General features: G+C 59.7%; 18 protein-coding genes. 13 read left to right on the top strand and 5 right to left on the bottom strand.

Annotated elements, in window-relative coordinates:
• Nucleotides 1-185: 185 nt before the first annotated feature.
• The 10 genes from ABIB60_RS16745 (at nucleotide 186) to phhA (ending at nucleotide 10,453) form a co-directional block, all read left to right on the top strand.
• Entirely contained in the window at nucleotides 186-1,601 is a 1,416-nt protein-coding gene (locus ABIB60_RS16745; RefSeq protein ID WP_354581514.1) for an anthranilate synthase component I family protein, read from the top strand.
• Between the two features lie 124 nt (nucleotides 1,602-1,725).
• On the top strand, nucleotides 1,726-2,295 hold the full coding sequence (locus ABIB60_RS16740) for an anthranilate synthase component II (RefSeq protein WP_354581512.1): 570 nt from the start codon (nucleotides 1,726-1,728) through the stop codon (nucleotides 2,293-2,295).
• A gap of 93 nt (nucleotides 2,296-2,388) precedes the next feature.
• A complete protein-coding gene (trpD, locus tag ABIB60_RS16735) occupies nucleotides 2,389-3,384 on the top strand; it encodes an anthranilate phosphoribosyltransferase (protein WP_354581510.1) in 996 nt (331 codons plus the stop codon).
• A gap of 66 nt (nucleotides 3,385-3,450) precedes the next feature.
• Entirely contained in the window at nucleotides 3,451-4,263 is an 813-nt protein-coding gene (trpC, locus tag ABIB60_RS16730; protein ID WP_354581508.1) for an indole-3-glycerol phosphate synthase TrpC, read from the top strand.
• A gap of 13 nt (nucleotides 4,264-4,276) precedes the next feature.
• Nucleotides 4,277-4,963 (top strand): phosphoribosylanthranilate isomerase, encoded by a 687-nt coding sequence (locus tag ABIB60_RS16725; protein ID WP_354581506.1) that lies wholly within the window; start codon nucleotides 4,277-4,279, stop codon nucleotides 4,961-4,963.
• Nucleotides 4,964-4,987: 24 nt separating this feature from the next.
• On the top strand, nucleotides 4,988-6,202 hold the full coding sequence (gene trpB, locus ABIB60_RS16720) for a tryptophan synthase subunit beta (RefSeq protein ID WP_354581504.1): 1,215 nt from the start codon (nucleotides 4,988-4,990) through the stop codon (nucleotides 6,200-6,202).
• A gap of 3 nt (nucleotides 6,203-6,205) precedes the next feature.
• Entirely contained in the window at nucleotides 6,206-6,988 is a 783-nt protein-coding gene (gene trpA / locus ABIB60_RS16715) for a tryptophan synthase subunit alpha (RefSeq protein ID WP_354581502.1), read from the top strand.
• Between the two features lie 104 nt (nucleotides 6,989-7,092).
• Nucleotides 7,093-8,106, top strand: a complete 1,014-nt coding sequence (gene aroF / locus ABIB60_RS16710; RefSeq protein WP_354581500.1) for a 3-deoxy-7-phosphoheptulonate synthase — start codon at nucleotides 7,093-7,095, stop codon at nucleotides 8,104-8,106.
• A 538-nt stretch (nucleotides 8,107-8,644) separates the two neighbouring features.
• Entirely contained in the window at nucleotides 8,645-9,379 is a 735-nt protein-coding gene (locus tag ABIB60_RS16705) for a phenylalanine 4-monooxygenase (RefSeq protein WP_354581498.1), read from the top strand.
• 315 nt (nucleotides 9,380-9,694) lie between these two features.
• Nucleotides 9,695-10,453 (top strand): phenylalanine 4-monooxygenase, encoded by a 759-nt coding sequence (gene phhA, locus ABIB60_RS16700; protein ID WP_354581496.1) that lies wholly within the window; start codon nucleotides 9,695-9,697, stop codon nucleotides 10,451-10,453.
• A 128-nt stretch (nucleotides 10,454-10,581) separates the two neighbouring features.
• On the opposite strand, the gene ABIB60_RS16695 is transcribed toward phhA, so the two are convergent.
• The 4 genes from ABIB60_RS16695 to ABIB60_RS16680 form a co-directional block, all read right to left on the bottom strand.
• Nucleotides 10,582-11,445 (bottom strand): dienelactone hydrolase family protein, encoded by an 864-nt coding sequence (locus tag ABIB60_RS16695; protein WP_354581494.1) that lies wholly within the window; start codon nucleotides 11,443-11,445, stop codon nucleotides 10,582-10,584.
• Nucleotides 11,446-11,561: 116 nt separating this feature from the next.
• Nucleotides 11,562-12,878 (bottom strand): ABC1 kinase family protein, encoded by a 1,317-nt coding sequence (locus ABIB60_RS16690; RefSeq protein ID WP_354581492.1) that lies wholly within the window; start codon nucleotides 12,876-12,878, stop codon nucleotides 11,562-11,564.
• 153 nt (nucleotides 12,879-13,031) lie between these two features.
• Nucleotides 13,032-13,700 (bottom strand): TetR/AcrR family transcriptional regulator, encoded by a 669-nt coding sequence (locus ABIB60_RS16685; protein WP_354581490.1) that lies wholly within the window; start codon nucleotides 13,698-13,700, stop codon nucleotides 13,032-13,034.
• 57 nt (nucleotides 13,701-13,757) lie between these two features.
• Nucleotides 13,758-14,471: an SDR family NAD(P)-dependent oxidoreductase gene (locus ABIB60_RS16680; RefSeq protein WP_354581488.1), complete on the bottom strand. Its 714-nt coding sequence runs from the start codon at nucleotides 14,469-14,471 to the stop codon at nucleotides 13,758-13,760.
• Between the two features lie 199 nt (nucleotides 14,472-14,670).
• Between ABIB60_RS16680 and ABIB60_RS16675 the strand changes: the two genes are divergently transcribed.
• Nucleotides 14,671-18,120, top strand: a complete 3,450-nt coding sequence (locus tag ABIB60_RS16675) for a pyruvate carboxylase (protein ID WP_354581486.1) — start codon at nucleotides 14,671-14,673, stop codon at nucleotides 18,118-18,120.
• A gap of 77 nt (nucleotides 18,121-18,197) precedes the next feature.
• Entirely contained in the window at nucleotides 18,198-18,938 is a 741-nt protein-coding gene (locus tag ABIB60_RS16670; protein ID WP_354581484.1) for a hypothetical protein, read from the top strand.
• Between the two features lie 74 nt (nucleotides 18,939-19,012).
• Here ABIB60_RS16670 and ABIB60_RS16665 read toward each other — a convergent pair whose 3' ends face one another.
• The gene (locus ABIB60_RS16665; protein WP_354581482.1) at nucleotides 19,013-19,450 is read right to left on the bottom strand and encodes an META domain-containing protein; all 438 of its coding nucleotides are present in this window, start codon (nucleotides 19,448-19,450) and stop codon (nucleotides 19,013-19,015) included.
• 211 nt (nucleotides 19,451-19,661) lie between these two features.
• Between ABIB60_RS16665 and ABIB60_RS16660 the strand changes: the two genes are divergently transcribed.
• Entirely contained in the window at nucleotides 19,662-20,906 is a 1,245-nt protein-coding gene (locus tag ABIB60_RS16660; protein ID WP_354581480.1) for a M20/M25/M40 family metallo-hydrolase, read from the top strand.
• Nucleotides 20,907-21,110: the final 204 nt, after the last annotated feature.

The raw sequence follows: 21,110 nt of genomic DNA, 5'->3' as shown, positions 1-21,110 counted from the left end.
GAAATGACTCTTTCAATGAACCTGCAAGCATGGTGGTGGCCCTACGGAGAATCCGGACGGGACAACCTGTGTGCGCGCTAAGGTCATCTGAATACCTTCGCAATACTTCACCAGAAAGCCCGGCCGACCAGCCGGGCTTTTTTCGTTGCCCGGCACTGGCCTTCCTCTACACAACCAGCTGCCTCATGCAAACCTTCCAGCTTACCACTCGCTTCCTGCGCGTTCTGGCCGATACTGTAACGCCCGTGGGCCTCTACCTGCGCCTGCGCGACCGGTACCCCAACTGCCTGCTGCTGGAAAGCTCCGACTACCACGGTCAGCAAAACGCATTCAGCTACCTGGCCTTCGACCCATTGGCGCGGTTTGAACTGCGGGGCCGGGACCTGACGGTGGAGCTGCCCGATGAAACCCTACACGAGGAAACCCTGGCTGACCCGCGCGAGGCCCTGACCCGCCTGCAGGAGTTTTCGGCCGCCTTCCAGACCGAGCCCACCGGCCACGACTTCATTACGGGCGGCCTGTTCGGGTATATGGGCTACGAGGCGGTGCAGGCATTTGAGGATTTGACCCTGAACCCGGCAAAGCAGGCGGCTGGCCAGATTCCGGATATTCTGTACTGCACCTACCGCTACGTTATTGCCATCAACCACTTCCGCAACGAGCTGTTTGTGTTTGAGCATACGCTGGCCGGAGAGCCGGAGGAAAACAGTGGCCTGACGCGGCTGGTGAACCTGATTAAGAATCCTTCGTTGCCCGACTTTAAGTTTGAGCGGGTGGGAGAGGAGCAAACCAACCAGACCGATGCCGAGTTTATGCAGGTGCTTACCCAGGGCCAGCAGAACTGCCTGCGGGGGAATGTGTTCCAGATTGTGTTGTCGCGGCGGTTTCAGCAGGGTTTTTCGGGGGATGAGTTCAACGTGTACCGGGCGCTGCGCTCCATCAATCCCTCGCCCTACCTGTTTTACTTCGATTACGGCTCCTTCAAAATCTTCGGTTCCTCGCCCGAAACGCAACTGCTCATCAAAGACCGCCAGGCCAGTTTGTTTCCCATTGCGGGCACATTCCGGCGCACCGGCCACGATGCTGAGGACGCCGCGCTGGCCCAGAAGCTGGCCGACGACCCAAAGGAAAACGCCGAGCACGTGATGCTGGTGGACCTGGCCCGCAACGACCTGGCCCGCCACGGCGACCAGGTGGAGGTGAAAGTGTTCCGGGAGGTGCAGTACTACTCCCACGTTATTCACCTGGTAAGCGAGGTGACGGCCCGGCTGACGCCTACGGCTACGCCCTTGCAAGTGGTGGCCGATACGTTTCCGGCCGGTACGCTCTCCGGAGCCCCCAAGCACCGCGCCATGCAACTGATTGATGAGTTGGAATCCACCGCCCGCGGGTACTACGGCGGGGCCATCGGCTACCTGGGCTTCAACGGCGACTTCAACCACGCCATCATGATTCGCTCGATGCTGAGCACCGGCGGACAACTCTATTTCCAGGCCGGTGCGGGCGTGGTGGCGGCTTCCAATCTGGAATCGGAGCTGCAGGAAGTGCACCACAAGCTGGCGGCTCTGCGCAAGGCGTTGCAGGAAGCGGAGGCCGTTTAATAAGAAATGCCGTCATGCTGAGCGTAGTCGAAGCATCTCTACTGGTTCGTTGCACCGCTTGAAATTAGTCAGCGGTAGAGATGCTTCGGCTGCGCTCAGCATGACAGTCAAACAGACCCAAACGATGAACATTCTCGTTCTTGATAACTACGACTCCTTTACCTACAACCTCGTGCAGCTACTGCGGGAGCTGGGGCACACCGATAACGTCACGGTGATTCGTAACGATAAGCTGAAGGTGGAGGACGTGGCCGCTTACGATGCCGTGCTGCTTTCCCCCGGCCCGGGCGTGCCTACGGAGGCCGGACTGATGCCCGAAATCATCCGGCAATACGCGCCCACCAAACGGATTCTGGGTGTGTGCCTGGGCCACCAGGGCCTGGCTGAGAGCTTTGGGGGCGAGCTGTACAACCTGCCGGCCGTGCTGCACGGTATTGCTACTGATGCCGAAGTAGTGGCTGAGGACCGGCTGTTTGCCGGGTTGCCCAACCATTTCCAGGTAGGGCGCTACCACTCCTGGAGCGTTCGGCCCGAAAGCATGCCCGCCGCACTGGAAGTAACCGTCCGCGACGCCAATGGCGAGGTGCTGGCCTTTCGTCACCGCGACTATGACGTACGGGGCGTGCAGTTTCACCCGGAGTCTATTTTGACGGAGCACGGCCACCACATGCTGCGGAACTGGCTGGCTGAGTAGGCAGAAACCTGCGCCCCGCCTTCGTACTTCTTCATCTACTCCGTATTTTAACTTACTGGCTCGCCGACCAATAGCCGGCCGCCAGCCCACACAGTGAAACACTTACTGAATCAGTTGTTTGAGCAGCAGCTCCTGAACCACGCCGAGGCGCGGGAAGCTATGCTGCGCATTGGGCAGGGCAAGGCCAACGCCGCCGAAATGGCCGCTTTCATGACCGTGTACCGCATGCGGCCCATCTCGGTGCCGGAGCTGGCCGGTTTCCGCGAAGCCCTGCTGAGCCTTTCCCGCAGCCCCGAGCTCGGCACCCGCGACACTGTGGATATTGTAGGCACCGGCGGCGACGGCAAGGACACACTCAATATCAGCACCCTGGCCTGTTTTGTGGTGGCCGGAGCCGGCTATAAGGTTACCAAGCACGGCAACATTGGGGTATCGTCCACCTGCGGCTCCTCGGATGTGCTGGCGCAGCTGGGCGTGGAGTTTGGGGTGAGCAACGCGGTGCTGCAACGGCAGTTGGATGAGGCCGGTATTTGCTTCTTGCACGCGCCGGCCTTCCACCCGGCCATGCGCCACGCCGGGCCGGTACGCCGGGAGCTGGGCGTGCGCACGTTCTTCAATATCCTGGGCCCGCTGGTAAATCCGGCCCGCCCCAACTACCAGGTGGCCGGCACGTTCAGCCTGGAGTTGCTGCGCCTCTACCACTACCTGTTGCAGCAAACCGACACCCGCTACGCCGTGGTGCACGCCCTGGATGGCTACGATGAACTCTCACTGACCGCCGCCGCCAAGCTGGCCACACCCACCGGCGAGCAACTGATATCGGCCGCAGATTTGGGCCTGACCACCACCACACCAGAGGAGCTGGCCGGCGGCAAAACGCCCGCCGAATCGGCGAAGCTGTTTCTGGCGGTGCTGGAAGGACAGGGCACCCGCGCCCAGCGCGACGTGGTGACGGCCAACGCTGCCCTGGCCATCAGCTGCCTGGAACCCAGTTTTAGCTTCGCTGATGCCTTGGCAGCGGCTCAGGAGTCCTTGGATTCGGGGCGGGCCCGGCAGGCGCTTACCCGGCTGGTTGCGGCAATAGCGTAGCCAGCGTACATCTTCTCAATCCTTCTGGCTGCCACTTCTGTTGCGCAGCTAACAGCTTACCATCCCATGACCATCCTCGATACCATCATTGCCCACAAGCGCCAGGAAGTAGCCGACCGTCAGAGCCTGACCCCGGTTAAACTGCTGGAAAAAAGCTTGTACATGGACTCCCAGCCGCTGAGCTTACGCCACTATTTGTTGCGCGACGATTTGAGCGGAATCATTGCTGAATTCAAGCGCAAATCACCGAGCAAAGGTATTATTAACGCTCACGCCCCCGTGGAGCGTACTACCCTGGGCTACATGCAGGCCGGGGCCTCGGCCTTGTCGGTACTCACGGATGCGGAGTTTTTTGGTGGCAAGAACGAGGACCTCACCACGGCCCGACGCTACAATTTCTGCCCCATTCTGCGTAAGGATTTCGTGGTGGATGAGTATCAGATTCTGGAAGCCAAAAGCTTGGGAGCTGATGCCGTGCTGCTGATTGCCGCCGTGCTGACTGGCGAAGAAGTGCTGCGCCTGGGCCGCTTGGCTAAGAGCCTGGGAATGGAGGTGCTGCTGGAAATTCACAACGCCGAGGAGCTGGACAAAACGCTGCACCCGGATGCCGTGAGCCTGGTGGGCGTGAACAACCGCAACCTGCACGATTTCTCCGTCAGTTTGGATACTTCCGGCGAACTGGCCCAGCGCATTCCCAATGAATATGTGAAAGTAACCGAAAGCGGCCTGAGCAATGCCGCCGACATCGAAGCCTTGCGCGCCGTGGGGTACCGGGGTTTCCTGATGGGCGAAACCTTCATGCGCCACGCCCGTCCCGAAAAAGCCTGTGCCGCCTTGGTGCAGCAGCTGCGTGCCACTGAGGCTATTACCCTGCTCTAACTGCCTCTGCCCGATGTCAGCCCACCCAACCGGCCTGCGCCTGAAAGTCTGCGGGATGCGCGAGGCGGCCAACATAGCCGCCCTAGCTACCCTTGAGCCCGACTTCCTGGGGTTTATCTTTTACCCGAAATCGAGCCGTTTTGCCGGGGCACACCTCACGCCCGAGAGCCTCGCGCACTTGCCCGCCAGCATCCGCAAAGTGGGCGTGTTCGTGGATGCGCCCGTAGCCGATATTCTGGCAAGAACCACGGAATTGGGCCTGAACATGGTGCAGCTGCACGGCGCGGAAACGCCGGCAGAGTGCCAGGCCTTGAAGGCCGTGGGCCTCACCGTAATCAAGGCTATTGCCGTAGGGGAGCAGCTCGACCAAACAGCCTTGCTACCCTACATCGGCCACGTCGACTATTTTCTGTTTGACACTGCCGGCTCCCAACCGGGCGGCAACGGCACGGCCTTCAACTGGGCCTTGCTGGAGCAGTATAATCTGCCGGTGCCTTACTTCCTGGCCGGTGGGCTGGAGCTGGCCCAGGCCGACGCCTTGCGGAACCTGCGCCTGCCGGGCTTGTTTGCCCTAGACCTGAACAGCAAGTTTGAGCTTGCCCCGGGCCTGAAGGACGTTGCGAAACTCCGGCAGATGTTCACGACCATTCGATCTGCCTTCCCGGCCGGCACTATTTCTTCACAAACGAAAAGCGAGTAGCCAGCGGCTAACAGCTTACCCACCATGACCCCAACCTACCAACAACCCACGGAGCGCGGCTACTACGGCCAGTTCGGCGGAGCGTTCATCCCCGAAATGCTCTACCCCAACGTGGAGGAGCTGCGCCAGCAATACCTGGACATTCTGGCCGACCCCGCGTTTCAACAGGAGTACCAGCAGTTGCTGCGCGACTACGTGGGCCGGCCCACGCCGCTGTTTGAGGCCAAACGCCTGTCACAGAAGTATAACACCCGCATCTACCTCAAGCGCGAAGACCTTTGCCACACCGGCGCCCATAAGGTAAACAACACCGTGGGGCAAATACTGCTGGCCAAGCGCTTGGGCAAAACGCGCATCATTGCCGAAACCGGCGCCGGCCAGCACGGCGTGGCCACGGCCACGGTGTGCGCCCTCATGGGCATGCAGTGCATTGTGTACATGGGCGAAATTGACATGGAGCGGCAGAAGCCCAACGTGTACCGCATGCGCCTGCTGGGGGCCGAGGTACGAGCCGCCCTCAGTGGCAGCCGCACCCTCAAAGACGCTACCAACGAGGCCATCCGGGACTGGATTAGCAACCCCGTGGATACGCACTATATCATCGGCTCGGTGGTGGGCCCGCACCCGTACCCCGATCTGGTGGCGCGTTTGCAGGCTGTTATCAGCGAGGAAATGCGCAAGCAACTATTGGAAAAAACTGGCTCCGAACTGCCCGATTACGTGGTGGCCTGCGTGGGCGGTGGCTCCAACGCGGCCGGCGCGTTTTACCATTTCCTGGAAGAACCCGCTGTGCAGCTGGTGGCCGTGGAAGCGGCCGGACACGGTGTCAATTCGGGCCACTCGGCGGCTACGTCAGTGCTGGGTAAGCCGGGTATCATCCACGGCAGCCGCACCCTGCTTATGCAGGACGAGGACGGGCAGATTACCGAGCCGTATTCCTTGTCGGCGGGCCTGGATTACCCCGGCATCGGGCCGCTGCACGCATTTCTGGCCGATTCGGGTCGGGCGCGGTTTATCAGCATTGAAGACGAGGAGGCCTTGGCAGCCGTGGCTGAGTTGAGCCGGCTGGAAGGCATCATCCCGGCCCTGGAAACAGCCCACGCCCTGGCGGCGCTGGAGCAGCTGGGTGCCGGCCCAGATGATGTGGTCGTCATCAACCTTTCTGGCCGGGGCGACAAAGACCTGGAAACTTACATGAAGCACGCCGAAACCCTGACGGCCACCGACAACCAGCAGTAACCCATGCCGAATCGTATTCAAGACGCCTTTCAGCGCAAAGGCCGCAACCTGCTCAACGTCTACTTCACGGCCGGCTACCCCCGCCTGCACGATACGGTGCCGCTGCTACAAGCCCTGAGCGAAGCCGGTGCTGACCTCATCGAAATTGGCATGCCGTTTTCTGACCCCCTGGCCGACGGGCCGGTAATTCAACAGAGCAGCACAGCGGCTTTGCAGAATGGGATGAACCTGCGGGTGCTATTCAACCAGCTCCAGAACTTCCGCCAAACCGTGCCCGAAACGCCGGTGCTGCTCATGGGCTACCTCAACCCGGTAATGCAGTTTGGGGTGGAGAACTTCTGCCGGGAAGCCGCCGCCGCCGGGGTGGATGGCGTGATTCTGCCCGATTTGCCCTTAGATGACTACGTTACCGAGTATCAGGAAATCTTCCGCCGCCACAATCTGCGGCCGGTGTTTTTGATTACGCCCCAAACGGCCCCCGAGCGTATCCGCCGCATCGACGAGCTGACGGATTCCTTCCTCTACCTGGTATCGGGCCCTGGCACCACCGGCTCCAACACCGGCCAGGATGCGGGGGCGCAGGAAGCGTATTTCCAGCGCATTGAGGCCATGCAGCTGCGCAATCCGCGCCTGATTGGCTTTGGTATCGGTGATAAGACTTCCTTCCAGCGCGCCTGCCAGTACGCCGAGGGGGCCATCATCGGCACGGCCTTCATTCGGGCCCTGGACGGTACCGACGATGCCCCGGCCGCGGCGAAGCGGTTTGTTTCTTCTGTCTTCCAATAAAGTTTCCCGCAGAGGACGCAGCGGTTTCCGCAGAGGACGCGGAGGTCGTTCTTCTGCGTCCGCTGCTCAACCCTCTGCGTCCTCTGCGGGAACTCCATCAGAACATGATCATCCAGCTCGAACCCACCATTTCGGAAACCGCCAAAGCGGATATCCTGGCCCGCATTAACGGGCTCAACTACAAAACCACCGAGGTAACAACCCAGCGCGCCCACTACCTGGTAGCTATTGGCAAAGCCGACATCGACCTGCGTACCATCGGCCAGCTACCCGGCATCCTCGACATTCACCGCGTATCCGACGACTACAAGCTGGTAAGCCGCAAATGGCGCGTGCGCCCCACCGTGCTCGACCTCGGCGACGGAGTGCGCATTGGGGAAGGCTCACTCACGCTGGCCGCCGGCCCGTGCAGCATCGAGAGCGAAAAGCAGATGGAGCTAATCATGCAGCATCTCGTGGACAACGATGTACGTATTATGCGTGGGGGCGTGTTCAAGCCCCGCTCGTCGCCGTACGCGTTCCGGGGGTTGGGCATGGATGGCCTCAAGGATTTCCACCGCATGGCCCGGGAGCGGGGCATCAAAATCGTGACGGAGGTAATGCAGGTGTCGCAGGTGGAGGAAATGCACGACTACGTGGACGTGTTCCAGGTGGGGGCGCGCAACACTCAGAATTTCAACCTGCTGGATGCCCTGGGAGGCGTGGATAAACCCGTGATGATTAAGCGCGGTATTTCGGGCACTCTGGAAGAGCTGCTCTCCTCAGCCGAGTACGTGTTTTCGGGTGGCAACGAGAAGCTAATCCTCTGTGAGCGGGGCATCCGTACCTTCGAAACGGCCTCGCGCAACACACTGGATTTGAATGCCGTGCCCATTTTGAAGGAGAAAACCCACTTGCCCGTCATCGTCGACCCCTCCCACGGCATTGGTATCCGCGAGTACGTGCCCACGATGGCGCTGGCCGGCGTAATGGCCGGGGCCGACGGCATCATCTACGAAGCCCACGAGAAGCCCGAAGAGGCCGCCTCCGACGGCGCCCAAACGCTGAATTTCCAGGAGTCAGAGCGCCTGATCCGCAACCTGCGCAAAGTGTACCAGCTGCGCGAGGAGTTGGAGTAGGTGCGTTGGGCAGGCAAAATAGAAACGTCGTGCGGAGCGAAGTCGAAATAGCGACCCAGCACTCTGCGGCTCGTGGCGGAACGATGCCATTAAATGAGTGACTGACCATAGCTGAAATGCGAAGCGTTGCGTTTTGGCTGTGGTCAGTTGCAATCCGGTAAATTGTGGGTAGTCTAACTGATAGGTATTAGTATAGCTGACCTTCGATTAAAGGGGGTAATCCACTAAATGAATATTATTTTCCCTTTTAGCCCTTGCGGTATGAGGTATATTTTTGAAATGAAACCTATATTTCAGGTAGATGCCTATAAAAATTAAGAGTGTTGAAAAACTGTATATTCTGAAATTCTTCTATATTTGCATCAACATGCTGAATCTATCTGCGAAGTGCTTTATGACCATTAATCGTCCTGTCCAGGACGAGGTCGGGCGCTTATGCGGATGAGATAGGAAGAACAACAGCATGCTTCTCCTCTGAAATCCACACAAGAGCCCGACTCCCGCAAGGAGCCGGGCTTTTTTTTCTGCCCTTTCCGCTATGCTACAGCAACGCTACGACCAGTACACTTCCCAGGATCAGTTGGTTTGGAAGGTATTATTCGACCGCCAGACGGCCCTGCTTCACAAGCGAGCTTGCTCGGCGTTTGGCAAAGGCCTGGAGGCAGTAGGTTTCCACCGCAACGCCATTCCTGATTTTGGGGAGGTAAGCCAGCGGCTGCACAAGGCCACCGGCTGGCAGCTGGAGCCCGTGCAGGGTATGCTGAACGATGCCGAGTTCTTTGGGCTATTGGCCCAGCGCAAGTTTCCGGCCACCGTCTGGATTCGGAGCATGGCGCAGTTTGATTTCATTGAGGAGCCTGATCTGTTTCACGGCGTATTCGGGCACGTGCCACTGCTGATGGATCAGGCCTTTGCCGATTTTCTGCACTTCCTGGGTCAGGTGGCGGCGCAGCACCTCGACGACGCCGCTGCCCTGGCTCGCCTGGAACGGCTCTACGGCTTCACGGTGCAGTTTGGATTAGTAGAGGAGCATGGCCAGACGCGGATGTACGGGGCTGGTCTGCTCTCTTCTTCCGGTGAAATCCACCATTGCATCGGCGACGTTGCCCGCCGCTTCCCCTTCGACCTGGCCACCGTGCTGCACACGCCTTACAGCGAGGCTCATCTGCAGGACCAGTACTTCGTGCTCAACAGCTGGGAACAGCTCACCGAAAGCGTAGCCGAGCTGGCCGCGTTGCTATCGAGCGGCTGGGAGCTGCAGCCAGTGGAGTAGCCACGCTGTCATCTTGAGCGGAGCAAAGGTGCCTGATCATATCTGATATGAGTCACGCAGACGTGATAGGGTCCTGCGAGCTGCTCAGGATGACAGCGTAGAATATAAAAACTCGCTTACCTTTACGGCCACATGCTGCTCACGTCCCGCTATTATTACGCCGCCACTTATTACGCTCCCCTTCGGAGCGGAGCGGCCACGGCGTACGCGAGGACCTGAGCATAGCACTTCACCCTCCCCACCGTCTTTTCAAGCCTGCTTCCGCTTCCTGCGGAGGCAGGCTTTTTCTTTTTCTACCTTTTTCGTTCTCGTTTTATGCAGTCTGTTTCTGCCGCTCCCGTTGCTTCCGCCGCCCTGCCGCTGCTCACGCAAGTCTATTCCCACTACACTGCCGCCGACCAACACGTGTGGCAGCTGTTGTTCGACCGCCAGATGGCGCTCCTGCCCGGCCGTGCCGCCGAGGCTTTTCTGGAGGGTGTGCGCCGGGTGAGCTTCAGGCGGGAGGCCATTCCCGATTTCCGGGAGGTGAACCCGCGCCTGCGGGAGCTGACGGGCTGGGAGCTGGTGGTAGTGCCCGGCATCGTGGATGATGCCATCTTCTTCCAACTGCTAGCCGACCGTAAATTCCCCGCTACTACCTGGCTGCGCACCCTGGAGCAACTCGATTACCTCGAGGAGCCCGACATGTTCCATGACGTGTTCGGCCATGTGCCGCTGCTGACGGATGCTGGCTTTGCTGACTTTTTACAGGCGCTGGGCGCGGCCGCCGTGCACCACGGCCAGCGCTGGCCCGGCACGCTGGAGCAGTTCACGCGCCTGTACTGGTTCACGGCCGAGTTTGGCCTGGTGCAGCAGCCCGATGGTCTACGCATTTACGGGGCGGGGCTGCTGTCTTCGCACGGCGAAGTGAAATTTAGCCTCAGTGACGCGCCTACCCGCCTGCCCTTCACCCTCAATGGCGTACTGGATACTCCCTTCGAGAAAGACAAATTCCAGGACCTCTACTTTGTGCTCGATGACCTGCAGCAACTCCCCGAAAGCCTGGCGCAACTCCAGGCCCGGTTGCTGGAATAGTCTGCAGAAGCGCTGCACGATGATGCAAAAAAGGCTGCCCACTGGGCAGCCTTTTCACGTTCGGTCTGAAAGGCACCGGCTGCCGGAACGCATCCGGGTTATTCCATGAGCCCGGCTAAAGCCGGAATTTACTTCAGCTTCAGGTTCTTTTTGAGGTAGGCGACGGAAGCGGTGTGGGCGTCGGTGGCCATGGCTTTGTTGTATTTGGGGTTGGAGGGGTTGGCGAAGGCGTGGTCGGCATCGTAGGTTTTCACCGTGAGGCCTTTTTTCGCGGCGGCCATGTCTTGGCGGAACTGGTCAACCACCTCTTGGTTGATCCACTTATCCTGCTTGGCAAACACGAACAGCACATCGGTGTTCAGCGTCTTGAGCTTCGCCACGTCCTTCTCCGGCATGCCGTAGTAAGCCACGCAGGCCTTTGCTTTAGAGCCCGCCAACAGCGCCGTCTGGATGCTCCAACCGCCACCGAAGCACCAGCCGATACTGCTGATTTTGGCAGTGGGGCCGGCGTACGTGAGGGCCCCGTTAATAATAGCCTGGGCACGCTCGGTTTTTACGGCTTGCATCAGCTTACCGGCCTGATCGGCGTCGGTGGCTACCTGGCCGTCGTAGAGGTCAAGGGCAATAATGTTGACGCCGGGCAGCTCCTCGGCGAAGCGGCCGGCTTCCTGTTTGATGTAGTCATTCAGGCCCCACCACTCATGAATCACGAAGAGGTATTTATCCGACTTGGTTTTGCTTTTGATTTCGAAGGCCTTGCCTGGCTGCCCGTCGGTGGTTTTAAACTCAATCAGGCGGCCGTCACCGGCGTAGGTGAAAGGCAACGGAGCATCGTGGCCCCCCGAGAAGTCTTCATTAGAGGCCAGCATGGCGAATACCTCGGTAGCAGCCTGGCCAGCGGCAGGCTTGGTGCAGCAGCTCATCGTCGATTGGGCCGAGGCTACCGATACCACGCTTAACAGCGCCGCGCAGAGGGTCCAGATTCTTTTCATGTAAAAGGGAAATAGAGGTGGGAGAAAAAAGCATCCTGGCGCAACTCGTGTAAGTACACAAGTTGCGCCAGGATGCTAAAACTGTGGGGTGCCGGTTTGGTTTGGCAACCTGTCAATTATTCGGCGGGGGTAGTGCGAACAAAGGCGCGTAGCTCGGTGAGCAAGGCGTAGAGGCCCACGTAAGTGCGGTTGAGGTAGATGAAGTGCTCGGAGCCACGCGGCTCGCGCTGCTGGCGCAGCTCGGGCTCCTGCATCAGGTCGTCGCCGAGGGCATAGAGGCTCTGCATGTAGGCCGGGTCGCCAAAATCGAAGGTGGGCTGGCGGAAGGGGCGACCCACTAGCTCCAAGGAGGCCTGCATGGTGCGCACGTAAAAGTCGCGGCGGACGGCGGGGTCATCGGGGCGCAGCACGCCCCCCTCTTCCAGCAGCGCCGCCAGGCGGGCGGGGTCGGCGAGGGTTGCGGGCGTGAGCAGGGCCGTGAACAGACGGTGCACATCGGCCGGAATTTCCTTTACGCAACCAAAATCCAGCGCGCCTACGGTGCCACCATTGGTATTGGTGAGTAGGAAATTGCCGGGGTGCGGATCGGCGTGCACCTGGCGCAACTCGTTGAGCTGGAACATGTAAAAATCCCACAGGGCTTGGCCGAGCTGGTTGCGCACTGCCTGGCCGGGGTTGGTTTCCAGGAACTCCTTTAGGTGCTGGCCGGGAAGCCAATCCATGGTCAGGATGCGGCTGGAAGACAGCTCAGGGTAGTACTGCGGGAACTGCAAATGAGGCAAGTGGGTACAAGCGGCGGCAATCTGCTGGCCCCGATTTAGCTCCAGGGCGTAGTCGGTTTCCTCCAGCAAACGAGTTTCCACTTCCTGCATATAGGGGCGCACGGTGGCCTCATCAAGGCCTAGCACGCGTAACGCAATAGGCTTCACCAGCCGGATATCGGAACGGATGCTGTCGGCCACGCCCGGGTACTGCACTTTCACAGCCAAGTCCAAGGCATGCTTGCGGGCCGCGTGCACCTGCCCAATGCTGGCCGCCTGGCGGGCGTTGATATCAAACTCATCAAACACCTCAAACGGCGACTTGCCAAACGCATCCCGAAACGCCTTCACTACCAGCGGGCCCGACAGTGGTGGGGTTTGGTACTGAGCCTGGGCAAACTGGTCGGCGTAAGCAGTGGGTAGCAGGTTTTTTTCCATGGCCAGCATCTGGGCCACTTTCAGCACCGAGCCTTTCATTTCGCTGAGCGTACCGTACAGCTCGGCCGCATTGGCCGCGTGCAGGTCGGCGGTAGGGCTATCCGCACCCACGGCCCGCTTGGCGTAGTGCTTCACGTAGTTGGCACCCACGTTGAGGCCGGTTTTGGCGAAGCGCGCCGCCCGGGCCACCTTGGTGGTAGGCAGGGAAGTGAGAGGCTTGGGGGTATCGTCCATAGAAACAGACCGTTTGCGCTTGTCATTCTGAGCAGCGCAAAGGACCGAACCACGCCTGCCTGATTGTCGCGCTGACGGCTTGTGCTTACGTGGTTCGGTCCTTCGTGCTGCTCAGGATGACTGCTGATTAAGGTATTGCCGTTCGGAAAGATGCTACCGGCGCACCAGAAACCGGATGAAATCAGCTGCCGAATCCAGTGTGTTACGGCCCACCAAGTCAAAGCTCAGGGTAACAGCCTTTTCCACGGCGGCATCGGTGCGCGCAAAGTCTACGGTGTCGTCTTTGGCGAAGAAGCCCAGCACGAACAGCATTTGCTGCCAAAAAGCACGAGGGTACTGGTCCTGCAGCAGCGGGCGGCTGGCTACTTCCTCGGTACGGCGGCCTTCCCGCAGGATTTCACCCACAAACACCTCAAACTCCTGCCGGAAATCATCGAGCACCCGGGGCGTGAGGCCGGGCATGCTGTGCAGGGAGCGGCGCAGGCTTTGCAGGGCGTAGCTACGGTTGCGCTTCAGCAGCTCCAGCAACGTGTAGTAGAACCCAAGTAGCTTTTCGCGGCTGCCATACTGCTCCCACACGGGTTCCTGGGCAGCTACCGTGCGCGCATCACGCCCAAAGTCGGCCCAAATTTCCCGGTCAATACCCTCAAAATTGGCGTAGAAGCGGTAGAAATCCTGTTCGGGCAGCCCCAGCTTGTGCGTGAGTTTGAACACCGAAGCCGGCGGCGCGCCCTTGCGCTGCACGTATTCCAGATAAGCTTGCTTGATGCGGGCTTTCAGGGCCGTGGCCGATTCGGCGGTAGGGGTGGGTTGCGGTTCCATGACGGTATAACCTTAATCTGATTGATAAAGTTGAGTTTCAGTGGGCTGGATACCCGCCTACTTCAGCCGGCCCATTCCTCCATCAACGGGCAGCACTTGGCCGGTTATGAAGGAGCCGTGGTCGGAGAGGAGGAAGGAGGCCATGTAGGCCAGGTCCTCGGGCTCCCCGATGCGCTGCAGGGGGTGACGCTTAGCGCTGGCTTCGGCCTTCTCGGGGGTGTTGAGCAAGGTGGCGGCCAAGGGCGTGTTCGTCAGGGAAGGGGCCACGGCATTCACCCGGATATTGCTGGCGGCATACTCGGCGGCCAGGGCGCGGGTGAGGCCTTCCACGGCCGCTTTGGCAGTGGCAATGCTGGCGTGGAAGGCCATGCCCGTTTCGGCGGCTACGGTGCTGAACAGCACCACCGAGGCGCCACCCGCTTTCTTCAGGCGCTTCATGCTGGCCTGCAGCACCTGCACCGCGCCCAGTACATTCAGCTCAAAGTCGCCCCGAAAATCCTCCACCGGAATCCGTTCGAAGGGTCGCAGCTTGATGTTGCCGGGGCAGTACACCACGCCGTGCAGCACTTCAGGCAGGCCGTCCAGCGCCGCCCCAATGGGCTGAGTCACATCAAGGGGCAGGAAAGTGGTGCCTAGCTCGGCCAGCTCGCCGGATTCGTGGCGGGAAGCGGTGTAAAGCTGCGCGCCCAGCCCGTGCAGCAGCCGGGCCGTAGCCAGACCAATACCGGAAGAAGCGCCCACGATAAGAATGTTTTTGCCGGAGAATTGCATGGTAGAAATTGTAGAAACCTGAAAGCTATGGTTGATTAACTCGACTACACCGCTTTGGTTTCACAACATTGAAATCAGATATAGATTACCTTGTATTTTGCGAAAAATAAACTTTTAGCAAATATTCGCTGATGAATTTCCCTCTGTTGTGTAGCTTGCACCGCTTCCCTGCTTCACCTGTCACCTTCTCCTGAAACTGATGAACATCCGCAAACTGCTGGTCGCCAACCGGGGCGAAATTGCCATTCGTGTCCTGCGCGCCGCTACCGAGCTGGGCATTCAGACCGTTGCCATCTATACCTACGAAGACCGGTATTCCCTGCACCGCTACAAGGCTGACGAGGCCTACCAGGTGGGCCGCGACGATGAGCCGCTCAAACCCTACCTGGACATTGAAGACATTATCCGGACGGCCAAGGAAAATGGGGCCGACGCTATTCATCCCGGCTACGGCTTCCTGAGCGAAAATGCCACCCTGGCCCGGCGCTGCCGCGAGGAGGGCATCATTTTCGTGGGGCCGCGCCCGGAAGTAATGGAAGCCCTCGGCGACAAGGTGGCGGCCAAGCGGGTGGCCGTGGAGTGCCAAGTACCCATCATTGAAAGCAGCGAGCAGGACCTGGTTGACCTGGATGTGGCTCTGGAGGAAGCGCACCGCATTGGCTACCCCGTGATGCTGAAGGCGGCTAGTGGGGGCGGAGGACGCGGTATGCGCGTGATTCGGAACGATGATGAGCTGGAGCGGGGCTTCTTTGAGGCCCGCAACGAAGCCCTGAAAGCGTTTGGCGATGATACCGTGTTTCTGGAGAAGTTTGTGGAGCGGCCCAAGCACATTGAGGTGCAGCTGGTAGCCGACAACCACGGCGGCCTTACCCACCTCTACGAGCGGGACTGCTCGGTGCAGCGCCGCTACCAGAAAGTGGTGGAAGTAGCGCCTTCTCTGCACCTGCCCGACCACCTGCGCCACCTGCTGTATGAGTACGCCTTGCGTCTGGGCCGGGCCGTGAACTACAACAACGTGGGTACCGTCGAATTCTTGGTGAACCCCGAGCAGGACCGCATCTACTTCATTGAGGTGAATCCGCGCATTCAGGTGGAGCACACCGTGACGGAGATGATAACCGGCGTGGATCTGATCAAAACCCAGCTGCACATTGCCGACGGCCGCCGCCTCACTGACGCCGAAATTGGGCTAGGGCCGGACATCACGCCCCTGAAGATGGGCTATGCCATTCAATGCCGCATCACCACCGAAGACCCCGAGCAGGATTTCAAGCCCGATTACGGCACCATTACGGCCTACCGCTCGGCGGGCGGGTTCGGCATCCGGCTCGACCAGGGCTCGGTGTATACCGGGGTAAAAGTGTCGCCGTTTTTTGACTCCCTGCTGGTAAAGGTATCGGCCCACGCGCCCACCTTGGACGGTGCGGCCCAGAAAATGGCCCGCACCCTCGATGAGTTCCGGGTGCGTGGGGTGAGTACCAACATCCAGTTTTTGCAGAACATCATTGCTCACCCGGTATTCATGGCCGGCGAGGCCAACGTGGACTTCATCAAGGACCACCAGGAGCTGTTCAAGTTCAAGCCCCGCCAGGACCGCGCCACCAAAGTCCTCAGCTTCCTCGGCGACGTGATTGTGAACGGCAACCCCGACGTGCGCGGCCTCGTGGACCCCAAGCGCGACCTGCGCAAGCCCCGCCTCCCGCACTTCGACCCCAGCACGCCCCCGCCGTCCGGCACCAAGAACAAGCTCACCGAGCTGGGTCCCAAGGAGTTTGCCAAGTGGCTGCGCGCCGACCCGCAGATTCACTACACCGACACCACCCTCCGCGACGCCCACCAGAGCCTGCTGGCCACCCGTATGCGCACCTTCGATATGTTGAAGGTGGCCGAGCGGTACGCCCATCAGCACCCCCAAACCTTCTCCCTGGAGTGCTGGGGTGGGGCCACGTTTGATGTGGCCCTGCGCTTCCTGCACGAAGACCCCTGGGAGCGGCTGGCCAAGCTGCGCGCCGCCGTGCCCAACATCCTGCTCCAGATGCTGATTCGGGGGGCGAATGGCGTAGGTTACAAGGCCTACCCCGATAACCTCACGGAGCGGTTTGTGCAGCAGGCCGCCGAAACCGGCATCGACGTGTTTCGCATCTTCGACTCCCTGAACTGGATGCCGGGCATGGAAGCCTGCATTGGGTTTGTGCGCAACAAAACGGACCGGTTGGCCGAAGCCAGCATCTGCTATACCGGTGATATACTAGACGCCAAGCGCAACCAGAAATACAACTTGGAGTACTATCTGCGCTTGGCCCGGCAGATTGAGGATGCCGGCGCGCATATACTGTGCATCAAGGACATGGCCGGGCTGCTGAAGCCCTACGCCGCCACCGAGCTGATAACGGCCCTGCGCGCCACCATTAGCCTGCCCATTCACTTGCACACCCACGATACCAGCAGTCTGCAGGCCGCCACTTACCTCAAGGCCGTAGAGGCTGGCGTAGATGTCATTGATGTGGCCCTGGGCAGCCTTTCAGGCCTCACGGCCCAGCCCAACTTCAACTCCGTGGTGGAAATGCTGCGCGGGCAGGAGCGCCACCGGGAGTTCGACCAACTCTCGCTCAACGAATTCAGCAACTATTGGGAAACCGTACGCGAGTACTACTATCCGTTTGAGTCGGGGTTGAAGGCGGGCACCTCGGAGGTGTTCCAGCACGAAATTCCCGGGGGGCAATACTCCAACCTGCGGCCCCAGGCGGCCTCATTGGGGCTCCTGGATAAGTTTGAAACTGTAAAAACGACTTTTGCCGACGTTAACCAGCTCTTCGGTGACATTGTGAAGGTGACGCCCAGCTCGAAAGTGGTGGGCGACATGGCCTTGTTTCTGGTCAGCAACAACCTCACTACCCGTGACGTGCTGGAAAAAGGCCAGGGCCTCAGCTTCCCGGAGTCGGTGCGGGAACTGTTCCGGGGTGATATTGGCCAGCCCGAAGGCGGCTGGCCCGCCGAGGTGCAGAAGCTGATTCTGAAAGACGAGCAGCCCTTCACCGACCGGCCCAACGAGCACCTTGCGCCCATCGACTTCGAGGCGGAATGGCAGAAATTCGAGGAGAAATTTGGCCGCCGCAGCTCCTTCACCGATGTGCTTTCCTGGTTGCTCTACCCCAAAGTGTTTGAGCAATACTGGCAGCACCGGGAGGAGTACGGCGACGTGGCGGTGATACCCACGCGGGTGTTCTACTACGGCCTGCAGCCCGGCGAGGAAACCATCATCGATATTGCCCGGGGCAAGAGCATTATTGTTGGTCTGCAAAGCATCGGGCCCGTGAACGAGGACGGCTGCCGCACCATGTTCTTTACCCTCAACGGCCAGACGCGCAACCTGGAAATCCGGGATACTTCGGTGGAGGTAAAGCGCATTCTGAACCCCAAAGCCGACAAAGGCAACCCCCGCCAGGTAGGCGCACCGCTGCAAGGCATGCTGAGCCGCGTACTGGTAGAAAACGGCCAGCAGGTGCGCAAAAACGAGCCATTGTTCATCATCGAAGCCATGAAGATGGAAACCACCATTACGGCCCCCGATGATACGACTGTTCAAGCAGTGAGTCTCACGGAAGGCAGCCTGGTCAACGCCGACGATTTAGTACTGACGCTGGGATAATTGCGTAGGAACACCGGAAAAATGGTAGCTTAGGGCACCAAAAGTTCCTCGTCCATTTACCGTATTTCTACCTCATAATGCTTAGTCGGTTTTTCGTAATTGGGTGCATGTCTTTGCTGGCCGGCTCGGCTTTCGGTCAGCAGACCTCCATCGGACAGGCGGGGGCAGCAGCCCAAGCCAATATGGACGCCCTGGTTGACGGGGCGGCAGCGGTCCTGCCTCGGGGCAACTCCTACGGTACCATCGGAACCCCCTATGTCGACAACCGTTGGCTGCAGGGCCATCTGCGCATGACCACGGGCGTACCCTTAACACCTATCCCGCTGAAATACGACGTGTTGAATCGGCGGCTCCTGATGAGGCCGCTAAACAGGCGCGACTCGCTGGCTCTGGACGACCGTAAGCTGGCAGGCTTTGAACTGGATGTGCCCGTTGGTCTGCAACCCGCGCACAAGCGTACCTTCCGGCGTTTCCTGGAGTCGCCTGTACCGGCGCAGCGGGCCGAGTACGTAGAAGTGCTCCATGCCGGCAAGTACACGCTGCTCAAACGCTTTGGCAAAACACTACTAAAGGCTAGCTATCAGGGCGCTTACAGCAGCGGGGAGCGGTATGATAAGATTGAGGATAAACCTACTTACTATCTGCTTCGCCCTGACCAAAAGCTGGAACCGGTAAAACTGAGCCTGAAAGCTCTGCAAGCTGCTGCCCCCGAACTGGCACCGGCGCTGAAAAATGCGCCCGGGTCTAGTCAAGCCAAAACTGAAGAGGAGTGGGCGGCGGTGCTGGCAGCCATTGATGCTAAAGCAGTTGCCGAATAAAAACCCACACTTCCTCAGAACGAATCAGCCCCGACTACCATCTGAAAGTAGTCGGGGCTGATTCGTTCTGCAAGCTAACGGCCTCGGTGCAACTCGGCCAACGGAGCTGCCGCCTGCTCACCGTATAAGCGTAGTGTATCCCCACTGATCTGGTAGGAGCGGGCGGTATTGAGTGCGCCTACAAAACCCGTTTCCAACGCCATGTCCGGGCAGGCCATACGGGTGGACATCAACGGACCAAAACGCAGCTGATTAGCCGCCGGCAGTTCCACGGCCCCCCGGAAACGGTTGCAGCTGGCTTGCCCCTCTACCTGCAGCTCCGAAGCGTTGATTTGTAGGTAAAGCTCTTTGGGATCAGTGGGCGCAATAGCCTGCCCCGCTACTGCGTGCAGCACCCACCGGGTACCTCGCAGCTCCGCGGCTGGCACTGCCGCCGAAGCGGTAGTATCCGGAGTGCTTTCGGTGGTTGGAACAGTGTTCTGGCATGCCGCCGCAAACAACAGAAGGGGCAAACAAAGACGGAGCATCGGCAAACGAAAAGGCAGTAAGACGTAAGAAGAAGAAGCGGCCGCTTGGGTGCCGGTAACAAATGGTACCGGATAAAGAACAAAATGGTTATTTTGCGGTATGCGAAAAATTCCCCCCTTCGTTCTAGTACTTGCTCTGTTTGCCACTCAGGTTCTTGCTCAAAAAAAGTCTGCAACTGCTGCTGCAGCCCCGGGTGTGCCCCAAGCCACCATTGAGCGGATTATCCGTACGCTGGCCGCCGATGACATGCAGGGCCGCGCCACGGGCAAGCCCGGCAGCGTAAAAGCCGCCGATTTTTTGGCCGCTGAGTTTCAGCGTATCGGCTTGGAGCCGCTGCCGGGGCTGCAAAACTTTATGCAGACGTTTCCGGCCTACGAAGCCCGCACTGCCGCCGCTTTTGTGTCCATCAACGGCGTGAAAGTAGCCCCCGATAAAATGCTCCTGATTTCGGGCCAGCCCCACCTCAACTGGACCGAAGCCGACGAGCCCGCGCCGCGGGTAGTCACCGTAGGCGCCCAGGATAACCTGATGAAGGAAATCCGCCCGTTGCTGGACCCCAAGGAAAACACCATCGTGTTTATTGACCCCGTGCAAGCGGCTGCCTTCAACCGGGTAGCCGGCTACGTGAAGCGCGGCGGTCTGCGGCCCGAGAAACCAGCCCCATTTACCACGCTGCTCATTCTGGCTCCGCCGGCCGCCACGCCCCTCAAGTTTCAGGTAGCGGCCACCACCACCATCCGTACCGTAGAGCTGCGCAACGTAGTGGGCGTGCTGCCTGGTAAAGATGCCGCCCGCACCACCGAGCAGGTGGTGTTCAGCGGGCACTACGACCACCTGGGCTTCCTGCCCGCCGTGGCCGGCGACTCCATTGCCAACGGCGCCGACGACGACGCCAGCGGCACTACCGCCGTGGTAGCGCTGGCCGAGTATTTCAAGAAGAAGAACGACAACGCCCGCCCGCTGGTGTTTGTGGCTTTCACGGCCGAGGAAATTGGCGGCTTCGGTGCGCGCTATTTCTCCAAGCAGCTCGACCCCAAGAACGTGATGGCCATGTTCAACATCGAAATGATTGGTAAGCAGGCCAAGTTCGGCCCCAACACCGCCTTCATCACCGGCTTTGACCGGTCCGACTTTGGCAAGCTGCTCCAGGATAACGCCAAGGGCACCGTGTTCCGCTTCGAGTCCGACCCGTACCCCGAGCAAAACCTGTTCTACCGCTCCGACAACGCCACCCTGGCCCGCCTGGGCGTACCCGCCCACACCATCAGCACCGACCAGATTCCGACGGACAAGAAGTACCATTCCGTAGATGATGAAGTGGAAAGCCTGGACCTAGCCAACATGACGGCCGTTATTACCGCCATCGGCCGGGCCGCCGGCGGCATCATCAGTGGTCAGCAAACTCCCACCCGCATTGCCCCCGAAACGGTAAAGCAGTAGCGCGGCTAGCTTCGCAGCCCGTCAGGCTGAGTCTTAGACTTAGCCTGACGGGCTGTTTTTTACTTGTTTGAAAACGGTTATCTGCTTACAAAAAAGCTTATATGTCAATGAAGCTGTTTAGGAAGTCGGTTGCTTGTTGATTTTACGCAGCAGGAGTGTCGTAAATGCGAGCCAATGCAGAGCGAGCCAGTTTTCCAGACACGT

Origin of the sequence: Hymenobacter sp. UYP22 (assembly GCF_040547285.1) — a bacterium.
In the GTDB taxonomy this organism is placed as follows: Bacteria; Bacteroidota; Bacteroidia; order Cytophagales; family Hymenobacteraceae; genus Hymenobacter.
This window is presented reverse-complemented; position numbering and strand designations above follow the sequence as displayed.

Excerpts from the sequence above, each read along its gene's own strand:
- ABIB60_RS16745 (WP_354581514.1), top strand. The coding sequence starts at position 186 with ATGCAAACCTTCCAGCTTACCACTCGCTTCCTGCGCGTTCTGGCCGAT.
- ABIB60_RS16740 (WP_354581512.1), top strand. The coding sequence starts at position 1,726 with ATGAACATTCTCGTTCTTGATAACTACGACTCCTTTACCTACAACCTC.
- trpC (WP_354581508.1), top strand. The coding sequence starts at position 3,451 with ATGACCATCCTCGATACCATCATTGCCCACAAGCGCCAGGAAGTAGCC.
- ABIB60_RS16725 (WP_354581506.1), top strand. The coding sequence starts at position 4,277 with ATGTCAGCCCACCCAACCGGCCTGCGCCTGAAAGTCTGCGGGATGCGC.
- trpB (WP_354581504.1), top strand. The coding sequence starts at position 4,988 with ATGACCCCAACCTACCAACAACCCACGGAGCGCGGCTACTACGGCCAG.
- trpA (WP_354581502.1), top strand. The coding sequence starts at position 6,206 with ATGCCGAATCGTATTCAAGACGCCTTTCAGCGCAAAGGCCGCAACCTG.
- aroF (WP_354581500.1), top strand. The coding sequence starts at position 7,093 with ATGATCATCCAGCTCGAACCCACCATTTCGGAAACCGCCAAAGCGGAT.
- ABIB60_RS16705 (WP_354581498.1), top strand. The coding sequence starts at position 8,645 with ATGCTACAGCAACGCTACGACCAGTACACTTCCCAGGATCAGTTGGTT.
- phhA (WP_354581496.1), top strand. The coding sequence starts at position 9,695 with ATGCAGTCTGTTTCTGCCGCTCCCGTTGCTTCCGCCGCCCTGCCGCTG.
- ABIB60_RS16695 (WP_354581494.1), bottom strand. The coding sequence starts at position 11,445 with ATGAAAAGAATCTGGACCCTCTGCGCGGCGCTGTTAAGCGTGGTATCG.
- ABIB60_RS16690 (WP_354581492.1), bottom strand. The coding sequence starts at position 12,878 with ATGGACGATACCCCCAAGCCTCTCACTTCCCTGCCTACCACCAAGGTG.
- ABIB60_RS16685 (WP_354581490.1), bottom strand. The coding sequence starts at position 13,700 with ATGGAACCGCAACCCACCCCTACCGCCGAATCGGCCACGGCCCTGAAA.
- ABIB60_RS16680 (WP_354581488.1), bottom strand. The coding sequence starts at position 14,471 with ATGCAATTCTCCGGCAAAAACATTCTTATCGTGGGCGCTTCTTCCGGT.
- ABIB60_RS16675 (WP_354581486.1), top strand. The coding sequence starts at position 14,671 with ATGAACATCCGCAAACTGCTGGTCGCCAACCGGGGCGAAATTGCCATT.
- ABIB60_RS16670 (WP_354581484.1), top strand. The coding sequence starts at position 18,198 with ATGCTTAGTCGGTTTTTCGTAATTGGGTGCATGTCTTTGCTGGCCGGC.